The sequence below is a fragment of the Kaistella sp. CFF1-2 genome (genome assembly GCF_059509915.1).
This window is the reverse complement of sequence record NZ_JCAKLF010000001.1, coordinates 259,553-273,435: the sequence shown is the minus strand read 5'-3', so window position 1 is coordinate 273,435 and position 13,883 is coordinate 259,553. Positions and strand designations below refer to the sequence as shown.

Genomic DNA, 13,883 nt, shown 5'->3' with positions numbered 1-13,883 from the left:
GTACTAAATTCTACGAAATTTTAGGCTTTCCATGCATTAATCATTTCACGTTTTCCAGGAGGTCCAGGAACTTTTTCAACATTGAAATTTAATTCTTTTAAGATACGACGTACGCTTCCTTTAGACGAATACGTTGTTAAAAGTCCATTGGATTTAACAAGGTCAGAAACTAGTTCAAATAAAGGCTTTTCCCACAAATCAGGTTGAACACGAGCACCAAAACAATCAAAATAAACCAAATTAATTTGTGGAAGATTCAATTGCGGAATTGCAAAAAAATCGGCTTCAAATTTTGTAAGAAAGAAATTAGGAAGCAACTCAACTTCGGTTCCCCACACTGAATCATGCGCTTTATTGAAAATAGCTTCCGCATTAGGAAAGGTAAAAAGTGGTGAATACGCTAGACTTTCTATTTCAGTTGCTGAAACGGGATATTTTTCAATCGTATAATAATGAATGACATGATTTTTATCATACTTCTGATTTTGCAAAAATTCATCAATTGTCACTAAAAGATTCAAACCTGTACCGAATCCGAGTTCTAAAATATTGATTTCGCAATCATTTATCAATTTTAGTCCATTATCAATAAAAACGTGTTTAGCTTCTTGAAGCGCACCATGACTTGAATGGTAGCCTTCATCTAATTTATTGATAAATAAAGTTTTATAACCGTCTTCGGTCGTTCTTATTTCCCGTTGCATGCCTATTTTTTGTCAAATTTAAATTAATTTTCTCAGTTTACAGAATTTATCATATATTTGTTTTATTCAATAAAATTTAAAAAAATGATAATTCAAAAGACCACCGATTCTCGTTTAGCAGGTTTTGATCCTCAAAATTTCTCATTTGGTAATACGTTCATCGATCATATGGTGATTTGTGAGTATGAAAACGGAAAATGGGGTGATGTAAAAGTAGTTCCTTACGGACCGCTACCTTTTTCACCAGCGATGATGGGAGTTAACTATGGTCAAGCTTGTTTCGAAGGAATGAAAGCTTACAAAGACCAAAACGACGATGTTTTCTTATTTAGAGTTCAGAAAAACTTTGAAAGGATCAACAAATCGGCGAAGCGTCTTGCGATGCCTGAGGTTACTGAAGAAATCTTCGTTGAAGGTTTGAAAGCTTTAGTAGACATCGATAGAGGTTGGATTCCGCAAGGAGAAGGAATGTCATTATATATTAGACCGTTGATTTTCGCTACTGAAGAAGCTTTGAAAGCGAGAGTTTCAGAAAAATATATGTTCGCAATTGTTGCAACACCTGCAAAAACGTATTATGCAGAACCAGTTGCGGTAAAAATCTCAGATTATTATTCAAGAGCAGCGAGTGGAGGTGTTGGTTCGGCTAAAGCGGCTGGAAACTACGCAGCTTCTTTCTACCCAACGCAACTGGCTAATGATGAAGGTTTCGACCAAATTATTTGGACGGATGATGCAACGCACACTAAATTTGAAGAAAGTGGAACAATGAACGTTTTCGTTCGTATTAACGATACGATTTATACGCCAGAAACATCTGATAAAATTTTGGATGGAGTTACACGTGATAGCTTCCTTCAATTGGCTAAGAAAAGAGGAATTGAAGTTGTTGTTGGTGATATCAAAGTTGCTGATGTAGTAGCTGCGCACAAACATGGTAGCCTGAAAGAAGTTTGGGGTGTAGGAACTGCCGTTGTTACCAATACGTTTAAAGCGTTAGGATATGAAGGAGAAAGACTTGATCTTGAAGTTTTATCACAAGAAGATAGCTACGCGTTGACTTTGAAAAAAGATTTAGTAGATATCCAAACAAACCAAGCAGAAGATCCATTCGGATGGAGAGTTTTGGTTGAGAAAAAATACTAAGATTTAAACATTATCGATATAAAATGCCGAGCACATGCTTCGGCATTTTTGTTTGAAAAACTTGATAATTATTCTTATTTTCGCACCTGCATGAATGGGAAATATTTTCTTTTAGTTCTTTTGGTTTGTCTTGCTTGCAAAAAGCAGGAAGCTTTTGCTCCTATTGGTGGCGAAAAAAAGGTGACCGACTTGGATGTTTCTAAGGAACGAAACAAAATCCGTAATGCTCAAGAACGAAAGTTTATTGAGGATTGGATTGTAAAAAGTAAGCAAACCTTTTTTTCAACTACAGAAAATTATTGGTCGTCGATTGATTTTTCAAATCGAAAAATGATTAACCAAGCGAAATTGTTTTCCTACGAATATGAGTTGTTTGATTTTAACAATGAGAAAATTTATCCTGAGAAAACGATAAAAGATCAGGTTTATCCAGTAAAAGAAAGAGAAGTTCTGGCTGTTGAAGATGCCCTGATGCACATGAATAAAGGAGAAGAAGCAACTTTACTAGTTCCATCGGTCCTTGCATTTGGATCGAAAGGTGATGAAAACAAAATCCCTAATGATTTGCCCATCATCATCAAACTCAAAGTAAACGATATTCAATAAATATGATTTCAAAACGATTATTAACTGCGGCAGTTATAGGCTCTATGGTCAGCTGTACGCCAATTTATAAAAAAATGAATGTAGACAAAGAAACGTACGAAGGTTTAAAAGATGGCTTGTATGCTAATTTTCAAACTTCCAAAGGAAATATGGTGGTTAAGTTTGAAGACGAAAAATCACCAGTAACGGTAGCGAATTTCGTTGGTTTGGCTGAAGGTAAAATTGAAAATAAATCAAAAGGAAAAGGAGTTCCGTTTTATGATGGAACGATCTTTCACCGTGTGATTAAGGATTTCATGATTCAAGGTGGTGACCCAAAAGGAACTGGAATGGGTGATCCTGGATACAAATTTGGTGATGAGAAAAACGAATTGAAGCATACAGGAAAAGGAATTTTGTCGATGGCAAACTCAGGTCCTAATACAAATGGTTCTCAATTTTTCATTACGGAAGTAGCTACGCCTTGGTTGGATGGAAGACACACGATTTTCGGTAAAGTGGTTCAAGGAGAAGGAATTATTGATGTGATTGCTAATGTTGAAAAAGGGCCTTCGGATAAACCAAAAACGGATATCGTTTTAGAAAAAGTATCTATTTTCTCTAAAGGAGATCAGTACAAGCATTACGACGCAGCGAAGATTTTTGAAGCGGGTAAAGACAAAATCGAAGAAAATAATAAAGCCTATCAAGCAAAATTAGAAGCGGAAGCTGCTAAAAAATTAGCAGATTTAAAAGCAGAAATGCAAACAACGCCTTCAGGTTTGATGTATAAAATTACCAAAAAAGGTACGGGATCTCAACCATCACCTGGAAACACGGTAAAAGTTCATTATGCTGGAAAGCTAACCAATGGAAACGAGTTTGATAACTCTTTCAAAAGAGGAGAACCTATTGAATTTGGAGTAGGAATTGGTCAAGTTATCAAAGGTTGGGACGAAGGAGTTCTTTTGTTGCATGAAGGTGACGAAGCAACGTTCCTTATTCCGCCAGATTTAGGGTATGGTGCTAGAGGAGCAGGAGGTGGAGTTATTCCAGGAAATGCTTGGTTGATTTTTGAAGTTCAATTAGTTGACGCCGGAAACAAATAACAATAAAAAAAGAGTAGATTTTTCTACTCTTTTTTATTTTATGTTTTAATTGGTTTAAACTTATTTCCAGTTTTGATCAATCATATAGATTAATTGAGTCATCGCCATCGCACCTAAAAGAAGCTCTCTTTTGTTAACTTGTTCAAACGTATCCAAAGCGCTGTGATGCAAATCAAAATAACGTTGAGAATCGGGAACAAGCCCAGCCAAAGGAACTTTCAATGCTTTTAGTGGCGCAATATCAACACCGCCCCAAACGTTTTCGAAATCATGAAGTTGATAGGGTTTAAACAACTCACGCCAAGCTTGAATTTTCTGACGATCTGATTCGGGCATATCCAAGGAAAAACCTCTTGGTGTAAAGCCTCCCGCATCACTTTCAATAGCAAAAAGGTGTTTTTCATTCGTCTTTTTTGCATAATCTAAATACGAGTTTCCACCACGAACGCCGTTTTCTTCGTTCGCATAACAAATTACACGAATTGTATTTTTATTTGGAATTCCTAACTTTCTAAAAGCTCTCAAAACCTCGATCGATTGTACAATTCCGGTACCGTCATCATGCGCACCTTCGCCCACATCCCAAGAATCCAAATGTCCCGCAGCAATAATAATATTTTGTGGATTCACCTTTCCTGTGATTTCCGCTATAACGTTGTAGGATTTCTTGTCGGCTTGCATACCGCAATTCGAATTAAGTTTAATTTCTAAACCACGATTTCGAATCTGTTTTTCCATTTGGTCTGCCGTTTTTGTTCCAACTGCAACCGCAGGAATTTTCTCCGTATTTTCTTCGTAGCGCATACTTCCCGTATGTGGATGTTCATCATAAGTTGAACTTAAAGAACGTACAATAACTGCTTTTCCGCCTTTTTTAGCCACAATTGATGCTGATCTTGAACGATATGAAGATGCGTCTCCGTAAGCATCGGACATGCTAATTAATTCTTGTTTGAAAGGGTAATTGAACAAAACGATTTTCCCCTTTACAGCGGACTCTGGAAGTTTATCAAATTCAGCATAAGAATTAACAACGATTACTTCACCTACTAAATCTTTTCCCTTGGTTCCTTCTGAGTTTCCAAGTGAAAGCATGTTCACCGATTTCCATCTTTGACCTTTGGATCTGATTTGAAGTGATTCTGCACCACGTTTCCAAACGGGAATCATCACTTCTTGTTTCCAAACTTTATCAGCTCCAGCTTCTTTTAGTTTGGAAACAGACCAATCAACTGCTTTTTCGTAGGCATCCGAACCGCTTAAGCGATGTCCAATATCTTTGGTTAATGATCTCAGATTGTCGTACGCATTACTGTAATTTAGAACTTCGTAGGCGATTTTTCTAAACTCAACCGAGTCTTGCTTTTGTTGTGAAAACAACATTCCACCCAAAAAGAGTGGAATCATCGTTAATTTTTTCATAGTATTTTGATGTGATCTTATGGTTTCATATCATACATCACCAAAGCAGTCATTAATTTTGGAACCACTAAAGTGCATTTTGGTGGCATTTTTATTTGTTTGTCCGATACTTTAATCAAATCATTAAAACTTACCGGATACACACCAAAAGCAGCTTCATATTCACCCGAATCTACTTTGTCTTTTAATGCTTTAATGCCATCAATAGACGAATTTCCTTTCAGATAATCAATATTGTCACTTTCAGATTCCAATTCGATTCCTAGAATTTCTTTGAAAATATATTCTTCTAAAAAGAAATGATCTAAATCGTTTCCACCAGCATGTTTTTTACGTAAATCATGCGTGACGTGAAGCGAGTAGAACTCTCCGTCTAAATACAAACTTAAGTGAAACTTTTGAGATGGGAAATACGGAGTTTCGCCTTTATTATGAATATTGAAGTTTTTTTCAATTTTAGCTAAAAAATCTTCTTTTTTCATTCCATTCAAAGACTTCACAAGACGATTGTAGTCATGAATTTTTACAGAATCTTTGGAAACGATATAACTGAATACGAAATTGTGTGGTTCGTTTGGATTATGCTTTTTGCCTTTACCATTCATTTTTTGTGCATGAAGCGCACTAGAACCAATTCGGTGATGCCCATCACCAATATAGAATGAATCAACTTGATCTAAAACTTCTTTAATCTGTTGCATTTTCAAACGATTGTCAATGCGCCAAATTTTATGTTTTGTCCCCGTTTCGGAAGTGAAATTGATAATCGGAACCGATTTTTCTTCTTGATTCATAAACAATTCGATTTTCGAATTGGATTTGTATGTTAAAAGAACAGGTTCTGCTTGAAGATTCACTTTGTCCAAATAATGAGCAAGTTTCTCTTTGCGATCTTTGATGGTTGCTTCGTGCTTTTTGATTTTCCCTTCGTTGAAATCATCTACACTTGCAAGACCTAACAAACCTCTGAAAATGGTTCCGTTAGGCATAATTTGTTGATATAGATAATAACAAGAATTATCTTGAACCAATTTTTTCTCTTCCAAAAGTTCTTCGAAATTATGTCTAATTTTTCGAAGATTACGATCTAAATCTTTCGACTTGCTTACCACAAATGGTTTAATCATTTGGATGTACGTGTCGTTTTCCTGCGCTTTCTTTGCAATATCTTCTTCTGAAAACAAGTCTAAAGATCGCGTCGGGAATTTATCGATATAATCGGTATTTGGTCTTACCCCTCTAAAAGGTCTAAATATGGGCATATCCTAAAATTTCTTTTGTGTTTTTACTACTAATTCTGCCATTTCAATGGCCATTTTATCATCGGCATCTAGAGTGTAACTCCCTAAATTGGGCGAAAGCGACATGGATGTGTTCATTAAAATAGGCAACTCAGGTTTGGTTCCTTTCTCAAAGACATCCAAAGCGGCTCCTGCCAATTTATTGTTGTCTAAAGCTTCTACTAAAGCGACTTCATTCACAGTTCCTGCTTCTCCAGCATTAACAAGAAATGCACCACTTTGCATTTTCTCAATTTCTGGAAAATCAATGATATACTTACTTTCTTTTCTTTGATTGATAGAAATGAATTTTGACTTCGCTAAAAGATCGTCTAAACTCGCTTCGCTTTGAAGAGTAAACTGTAGTTTTTGACCATCAAAAAAGTCTATTTCTAAAGATACTTCTTTTTGTTCAGAATCGAAGTAGAATACCTTCATTCCTAAAGAAATTCCCATTTTTAAAACTTCTTGTGCAGAAGCATCGCTTCCAATAACACCTAATGTTTTTCCTTCTAATTCATAAGCATTACTATACGATTTCTTTAACGTTGTAAAGATGGTATCGCCTTCCAAAGGCATCATTCGGTTGGAATCGTGAAGAAAACGGGCTAAGGTAAAGAAGTGTGCAAAAACCAATTCGGCGATAGATCGCGCAACGGCTTTTGGGGTATGAAGTAAATAAATCCCTCGATCGATAACAGCATCTGCATCAATATTATCGAGTTGATTTCCTAATTTTCCGATTAGTTTAAGGTTAGGACAAGCATCTAAAAGGTTTTGATCAACCTTTGTCGTGTTTTTCACCACCAAGCCTTCAATTTCATTTTCTTGAATGAATTTGGCTAGCTGACTTTGAGCCACTTTATGTTCGATAAGTTCGATTTCCGAATTTTGAAGCACTTGTTCTGCTGCTTTAGAAAATCCGTCATTGGCTAACACTTTCATATTTTGCTTCCTTCCTTAATTTGGAATTTTCCTTTTTTATCTAAACGATTTCATTACATCTACCAATACTTGAACACTTTCAATTGGCATTGCGTTGTAAATACTTGCGCGGTAACCGCCAAGACTTCTGTGACCATTCAAACCGCTAATACCAGCATCTTTCCAAGCTTTATCAAAAGCTTCTTTGCTATTTTCGTCGGTTAATTTAAACGAAACATTCATCAAAGAACGATCTTCTTTTCGGCAAAATGTTTCAAACAAAGGGTTTTCGTCTATTTCGTTATATAGTAAATCTGCTTTCGCTTGATTTCTCGCTTCAGCACCAGCAATTCCACCGTTGTTTTCCAACCATTGAAGAGTCAATAGGGAAGTGTACACGGCAAAAACAGGTGGAGTATTGAGCATGGATTCTTTTTCGATATGTGCTTGTAAATCAAAATACGTAGGCATCGTTCGCTGAACTTTTCCTAAAATATCTTTTTTTACAACAACCAATGTTGCACCAGCCGGACCCATGTTTTTTTGAGCTCCAGCGTAGATTAATCCAAATTTTGAAAAATCAATTTCTCTTGAAAAAATATCCGAACTCATATCGCAAACCATTGGGATTTCCATGTCAGGAAATTCATGCATTTGCGTTCCGTAAATGGTATTGTTTGATGTACAGTGGAAATAATCAAAAGAAGAATCTACCACGTAATCTTTCGGAATATACGAATATTGATCTGCTTTTGAAGATGCAATAATTTCGGTATTTCCTAATTTTTTAGCTTCTTTTATAGCATTTGCTGCCCAATTTCCAGTATCTAGATATGCTGCTTTTCCACCCTCTGAAAGCAAATTATAGGGAACCATTGCAAACTGAAGACTTGCGCCTCCTTGTAAAAACAAAACTTCGTAATCATCACCAAGCTTCATTAATTTCTTCACCAAGGTCCTGGCATTCTCCATTACTGCTACGAATTCTTTACTACGATGCGAAATTTCTAAAATAGAAAGCCCCATTCCTTCAAAATCCAACACTGCTTGCGATGCCTTCTCAAAAACCTCTTGAGGTAAAATACTTGGTCCTGCGCTGAAATTATGTTTCTTCATTAAAATATTTTAATAAAATCGAGTTATGTTCAAGGATCGATTATTCCTCGTGTAAAAATGCTTTTTTCTCTAGCAATTCAGATTCAGTTTCCACATGATCTTCATCCGGAATACAACAATCAACAGGGCAAACCGCCGCACATTGAGGCTCTTCATGGAAACCTTTACACTCGGTACATTTGTCTGTAACAATAAAATAAACATCGTCACTTACCGGTTCCTGAGGAGCATCTGCATCAATTGTAAGTCCAGAAGTTAATGTAACCATTCCGTTAAGAGTGGTTCCATCAGAAGCTTTCCAGTCCACAGCGCCTTCATAGATTGCATTGTTCGGACATTCTGGCTCACATGCCCCACAGTTGATACATTCATCTGTTATTTTAATAGCCATTGCTGATATTATTTTTAAATTTGCACAAAAGTAAGAAAAATCTGTCAATTTTATGGAATTTATCACACGAGAGAAGCAAATTTTAGGTCTTTGTAAACTAGGAGATTACCTACGTAATTTTGTAGAATTAGATCCTGAAAATTCAATGAATCAGGAAGATGAATTGAACCCTATTTTAAGAAAGTCTTTAATTGATAACCCGTGGTTCACCATTGAAAATCAAAAGTATGCGCTTGGTCAATGGGCAGATTTGTTGAAAAAGGAATCTATTGAGAATTGGCTTTCGCAGTATAGTCAAAGTGAAAAACCGAAAAAAGTAGGGTTGATTTTGGCAGGAAATATTCCGTTGGTTGGTTTTCATGATGTGATTTCCGTTGTGTTAAGTGGAAATATTCCTTTAATTAAATTGTCATCAAAAGATCAAGTGATGATTCCGTTTTTAATGAAAAAATGGAATGAGTTTTCTGATAATTCAATTTCGTATGAAATTGTTGAAAAATTAGAAAATTTTGACGCTGTAATTGCCACTGGAAGTAATAATACGGCGCGTTATCTAGAATTCTACTTTAAAGATTATTTGTCAATTATTAGAAAAAATAGAACTTCAGTTGCGGTTTTATCAGGAACTGAAACCGATGAAGAATTACAACTTCTAGCTGAAGATATTTTCCGATATTATGGTTTGGGATGTCGTAATGTGACTCGACTTTTTATTCCGCAAGATTTTAAATTGGATCGTCTTTTTGAGAATTTTATCAATTTTGGCGAGGTGATTAATCATAACAAATACGCCAATAATTACGAATATAATCGAGCAATTTACTTACTGAATCAAGAAAAGTTCTGGGATAATAATTTTGTCCTTTTGAAGGAAGATGATCAATTGTTTTCTCCACTTTCGGTGCTTAACTTCAGTCGATATTCGGATATTAAAGAAGTTGAAAAATTCTTGACAGAAAACGAAAAAGACATCCAATGCGTTGTAGCAAGTCCAAAATTGTCCATTAAAGACAGTATTGGTCTTGGTGAAGCTCAGCATCCGTCACTAAATACGTATGCCGATAATGTGGATACGATGCAGTTTTTAGAAGTTTTATAATTGATTTTTATGGAAACAAAAATTAAAAATTCGTCATTAGAAGCGGTGATCAAACATCAAGGTGCCGAATTGTTCAGTCTGAAAAAAGACGGCAAAAACCTACTTTGGGATATTGATACTCGGTTTTGGAATAAAACTTCACCTGTTCTTTTTCCAATTGTAGGCGCTTTGAAAGATGATTCGTTTTTCTATCAAGGTGAAAAATATCCATTAACTATCCATGGATTTGCTCGCGATATAGAATTCAAAATTAAAGCGCAAAAGGAAGATTTTGTATCCTTTTTTATTGAGTCCAACGAAGAAACCAAAAAGAAATTTCCTTTTGATTTTATTTTAGAGATTTCGTATTTGTTAAAAGATGATTCACTGTGTATTACGTATACAATTACGAATCCAAGTAGTGGAGAGTTGTGGTATAGTATTGGAGCGCATCCCGCGTTTGCTTTGGATGGGAAATTGGACGAATTTTCGATAGAGTTTGATCCTCAAGAAGACGTAATTTCGTATCAATTGGATAACCGAATTGTTTCTGGAAGGACGTTTGATATTCCTTTGAAAAATAATCGTTTTGATTTGAATATTGAATTATTTGATTATGATACACTTGTCTTTAAAAATTATACTACAAGTCAGGTGACTTTATGGAAAGAGGATTTGAAAGTTGTAAAGATAGAATTTCCTGATTTTCCATTCTTAGGAATTTGGACTAAAAAAGATGCTCCTTATATTTGTATTGAACCATGGTTAGGCGTTGCAGATCATGCAGATCATAATCAAGAGTTGACAGAAAAAGAAGGAATTCGGAAATTGGAATCAAGGCAATCAGAATCTTTTACTTTTAGTATTACTGGCTACTAAATTTTATAATTTTACGAAAAAAAAATCCGGCATAAGCCGGATTTTAGTTTTTTCTAGATTTTATCGGATTTAAAAATGTTGGGAAAATCATAACATTTTCACCAAATTTTGCTTGCACTCGTTCCTCGATATTAAGCATTTCGTTTTCTACGAATTGTGCTCTTAGGTCGTCGTTTGCAAAAATGAGTAGCAAATTATAATTTTTTCCCTCACTAAGCATTTCGGTGTGTACTTCCGATAAAATGTATTGATCCACTTCCATTAAATTTTCCGCCATCAAACCCAAAGTATCGTTTACATAGGTTTCCCAAGCTTCTAAATAGCTCTTAGGACAGTGAAAGGTGATGCTTAAAACGCTCATATTTCAATTTTTTATGCGAAAATAAGGAATTTATCCATGAAAATATTTTAATCTCTAAAATGAGCTTTATTTAAAGTTGAATGTGGATAAGATTTTCGATTTTTTATACGGTCTTATTATAAAGAAAGTCGGCAAAATTTCGTACATTAGCACGTTATTAAATACTAAAAAACAATTGCAATCAGCGAACTTTTTTAAACGCTGATTATCAGTAAAATAAAAGATTATATGCACAAGGAAGGAGAAAGGTTAATTCCAATCAACATTGTTGATGAGATGAAATCGTCTTACATCGATTATTCGATGTCTGTAATTGTCTCGAGAGCGTTACCAGACGTACGAGATGGTTTGAAACCAGTACATAGAAGAGTGTTGTACGGGATGTATGGTTTGGGAGTTTTTTCCAATAGAAAATACTTAAAATCTGCCAGAATCGTTGGGGATGTTTTGGGTAAATATCACCCACATGGAGATTCTTCCGTGTACGACGCAATGGTTCGTATGGCGCAACCTTGGAGTTTGAGATATCCGCAAGTGGATGGACAAGGGAACTTCGGTTCTATGGATGGTGATCCGCCTGCAGCAATGCGTTATACCGAGGCTCGTTTGAAGAAAATTTCAGATGAAGTTCTGGCTGAACTAGACAAAGAAACGGTTGATTTTCAAAATAACTTTGACGACAGTTTAACAGAACCTACGGTTTTACCTACAAAAATCCCAAATCTATTAGTGAACGGAGCGTCGGGTATTGCAGTAGGTATGGCGACGAATATGGCGCCTCATAACTTATCAGAATCGGTTGATGCGATTTGTGCTTACATTGATGATAACGAAGTTTCTATTGATGATTTAATGAAGTTGATCATCGCTCCAGATTTCCCAACAGGAGGTATCATCTATGGTTATGATGGAGTTCGCGATGCGTTCCAAACAGGTCGTGGACGAATCGTTCTTCGTGCAAAAGTAAATTTTGAAGAAATCGGAAACCGTAATGCAATTATTGTTACCGAGATTCCATATCAAGTAAATAAAGCGGAAATGATCGCCCGAACTGCAGAGTTGGTGAAGGACGATAAAATTCCTGGTATTTACGAAATCAGAGACGAATCGGATAGAAAAGGTTTGCGTGTTGTTTATGAATTAAAGAACGATGCGATTCCAAATGTTGTATTAAACTTATTGTACAAATACACTGCGCTACAAACTTCGTTTTCAGTAAATAACATTGCTTTAGTTAAAGGAAGACCTGAACAGCTAAATTTAAAAGATATTATTCGTCATTTTGTGGATCACCGTCATGAAGTAGTGATCAGAAGAACGGAATACGATCTTAAAAAAGCACGCGAAAGAGCGCATATTTTAGAAGGTTTCATGCGTGTTATTGCAACACAAGCAACCTTAGATAAAGCGATTGCAATTATCCGTGGAGCGAAAAATCCGCAGGATGCGAAAGAAGGCTTAATGTCGGAATTTGAATTATCTGATATTCAAGCTCAAGCAATTTTAGATTTACGTTTGGCTCGTTTAACGGGTATGGAATTGGATAAAATCCGTTCTGAATACGAAGAAATCATGAATTTAATTAATGATTTAGAAGATATTTTGGCGAACGAACCAAGAAGATTCCAAATTATTAAAGACGAGTTATTAGAAGTTAAAGAAAAATACGGTGACGAAAGAAGAACCGATATCGATTATTCTGGTGGTGAAATGTCTATTGAAGACATCATTCCGAATGAAAATGTGGTTCTTACAATTTCACATGCTGGATATATTAAGAGAACACTTCTTTCAGAATATAAAATTCAGAGCCGTGGTGGTGTAGGAAATAAAGCTGCAACAACTCGTGATGAAGATTTCTTAGAATACATCGTTTCTGCAACGAATCACCAATATATGTTGTTCTTTACAGAAAAAGGAAAATGTTATTGGTTACGTGTATTCGAAATTCCAGAAGGCTCGAAAACGGCAAAAGGAAGAGCGATCCAGAACTTAATTAACATCGAACCAGATGATAAGATTAAGGCATATATTAGAACGAACGATCTTAAGGATACTGAATACGTAAACCAAATGAACGTCGTGATGATTACGAAAAACGGAACAATCAAGAAAACGTCATTAGAAGCTTATTCACGTCCAAGAGTTAATGGTATTAACGCCATTGAAATTCGTGAAAATGACCAATTATTAGGGGCTAGATTAACAGATGGAACATCGGAAATTATGATTGCATCTCGTAATGGTAAGTGTATTCGTTTCCCTGAAGAGAAAGTTCGTGAAGTTGGTAGAGGATCTATCGGGGTGAAAGGAATTACCCTTGAGGAGAAAGATGAAGTGGTTGGTATGATTGTTGTGAAAGACATTGATAACGAATCAGTACTTGTTGTTTCGGAGAAAGGATATGGAAAAAGAACAGCAGTAGAAGATTACCGTATCACCAACAGAGGAGGAAAAGGAGTTATTACCTTAAATATCACTGAAAAAACAGGAGAGTTAATTGCAATTCAGAATGTAACAGATGAAGATGGTTTGATGATTATCAATAAGTCTGGTGTTGCGATCCGAATGGGAATGGACGAACTTCGTATTATGGGTAGAAATACACAAGGAGTTCGTGTTATTAACCTGAAAAAAGGAGACGAAATTGCAGCTATCGCGAAAGTAGAAATGGATAAAGATGTAGAAGGAGATGAGGAAGAATTGGAAGAAGGTGAAGCTTCGGTAAATAGTGATTTCCCTGAGTTTAAAAATGCTCCGCAAACGGGAGATAATTCCGTGAGCAATATGGGGGACGCTGACGTTCTAAAGAAAATTGAAGAACAAGAAGAAAAAGACAATAAAAAACTAGAAGATGAAGCAGATGATGAATAAAATCTGTTTATAAT

The 13,883-nt window shown here is 35.7% G+C and carries 13 protein-coding genes; 6 read left to right on the top strand and 7 right to left on the bottom strand.

What is annotated here, in order from left to right:
- Positions 1-20 precede the first annotated feature (20 nt).
- Positions 21-704, bottom strand: coding sequence for a tRNA (5-methylaminomethyl-2-thiouridine)(34)-methyltransferase MnmC2 (gene mnmC2 / locus AC5XHR_RS01265; protein WP_495948959.1), 684 nt, complete (start codon positions 702-704; stop codon positions 21-23).
- Between the two features lie 84 nt (positions 705-788).
- On the opposite strand from mnmC2, the gene AC5XHR_RS01260 reads away from it, so the two are divergent.
- The 3 genes from AC5XHR_RS01260 (at position 789) to AC5XHR_RS01250 (ending at position 3,544) form a co-directional block, all read left to right on the top strand.
- Positions 789-1,850: a branched-chain amino acid aminotransferase gene (locus AC5XHR_RS01260; RefSeq protein ID WP_495948958.1), complete on the top strand. Its 1,062-nt coding sequence runs from the start codon at positions 789-791 to the stop codon at positions 1,848-1,850.
- Positions 1,851-1,940: 90 nt separating this feature from the next.
- Positions 1,941-2,456, top strand: a complete 516-nt coding sequence (locus AC5XHR_RS01255; protein WP_495948957.1) for an FKBP-type peptidyl-prolyl cis-trans isomerase — start codon at positions 1,941-1,943, stop codon at positions 2,454-2,456.
- 74 nt (positions 2,457-2,530) lie between these two features.
- Positions 2,531-3,544 (top strand): peptidylprolyl isomerase, encoded by a 1,014-nt coding sequence (locus AC5XHR_RS01250; RefSeq protein WP_495948956.1) that lies wholly within the window; start codon positions 2,531-2,533, stop codon positions 3,542-3,544.
- 60 nt (positions 3,545-3,604) lie between these two features.
- Here AC5XHR_RS01250 and AC5XHR_RS01245 read toward each other — a convergent pair whose 3' ends face one another.
- Genes AC5XHR_RS01245 through AC5XHR_RS01225 form a run of 5 tightly spaced genes read right to left on the bottom strand, consistent with a single transcriptional unit; the run spans position 3,605 to position 8,677 of the window.
- A complete protein-coding gene (locus AC5XHR_RS01245; RefSeq protein WP_495948955.1) occupies positions 3,605-4,966 on the bottom strand; it encodes a M20/M25/M40 family metallo-hydrolase in 1,362 nt (453 codons plus the stop codon).
- A gap of 17 nt (positions 4,967-4,983) precedes the next feature.
- The gene (locus AC5XHR_RS01240; RefSeq protein WP_495948954.1) at positions 4,984-6,228 is read right to left on the bottom strand and encodes a DUF1015 domain-containing protein; all 1,245 of its coding nucleotides are present in this window, start codon (positions 6,226-6,228) and stop codon (positions 4,984-4,986) included.
- Positions 6,229-6,231: 3 nt separating this feature from the next.
- Positions 6,232-7,191 carry an NAD(P)-dependent oxidoreductase gene (locus AC5XHR_RS01235; protein ID WP_495948953.1) on the bottom strand — a complete coding sequence of 320 codons (960 nt, stop codon included), beginning with the start codon at positions 7,189-7,191 and terminating at the stop codon, positions 6,232-6,234.
- A 36-nt stretch (positions 7,192-7,227) separates the two neighbouring features.
- Positions 7,228-8,286: a 3-phosphoserine/phosphohydroxythreonine transaminase gene (gene serC, locus AC5XHR_RS01230; RefSeq protein WP_495948952.1), complete on the bottom strand. Its 1,059-nt coding sequence runs from the start codon at positions 8,284-8,286 to the stop codon at positions 7,228-7,230.
- Between the two features lie 40 nt (positions 8,287-8,326).
- The gene (locus tag AC5XHR_RS01225) at positions 8,327-8,677 is read right to left on the bottom strand and encodes a 4Fe-4S binding protein (protein ID WP_495948951.1); all 351 of its coding nucleotides are present in this window, start codon (positions 8,675-8,677) and stop codon (positions 8,327-8,329) included.
- A gap of 52 nt (positions 8,678-8,729) precedes the next feature.
- On the opposite strand from AC5XHR_RS01225, the gene AC5XHR_RS01220 reads away from it, so the two are divergent.
- Together AC5XHR_RS01220 and AC5XHR_RS01215 are read left to right on the top strand one after the other, a co-directional pair.
- Positions 8,730-9,776, top strand: coding sequence for an acyl-CoA reductase (locus AC5XHR_RS01220; RefSeq protein WP_495948950.1), 1,047 nt, complete (start codon positions 8,730-8,732; stop codon positions 9,774-9,776).
- A gap of 9 nt (positions 9,777-9,785) precedes the next feature.
- Positions 9,786-10,634, top strand: a complete 849-nt coding sequence (locus tag AC5XHR_RS01215; protein ID WP_495948949.1) for an aldose 1-epimerase family protein — start codon at positions 9,786-9,788, stop codon at positions 10,632-10,634.
- A gap of 43 nt (positions 10,635-10,677) precedes the next feature.
- Here AC5XHR_RS01215 and AC5XHR_RS01210 read toward each other — a convergent pair whose 3' ends face one another.
- Positions 10,678-10,995 (bottom strand): DUF4286 family protein, encoded by a 318-nt coding sequence (locus AC5XHR_RS01210; RefSeq protein ID WP_495948948.1) that lies wholly within the window; start codon positions 10,993-10,995, stop codon positions 10,678-10,680.
- A gap of 228 nt (positions 10,996-11,223) precedes the next feature.
- Here AC5XHR_RS01210 and gyrA point away from each other — a divergent pair, with 228 nt between their 5' ends.
- A complete protein-coding gene (gene gyrA / locus AC5XHR_RS01205) occupies positions 11,224-13,869 on the top strand; it encodes a DNA gyrase subunit A (protein WP_495948947.1) in 2,646 nt (881 codons plus the stop codon).
- Positions 13,870-13,883 lie beyond the last annotated feature (14 nt).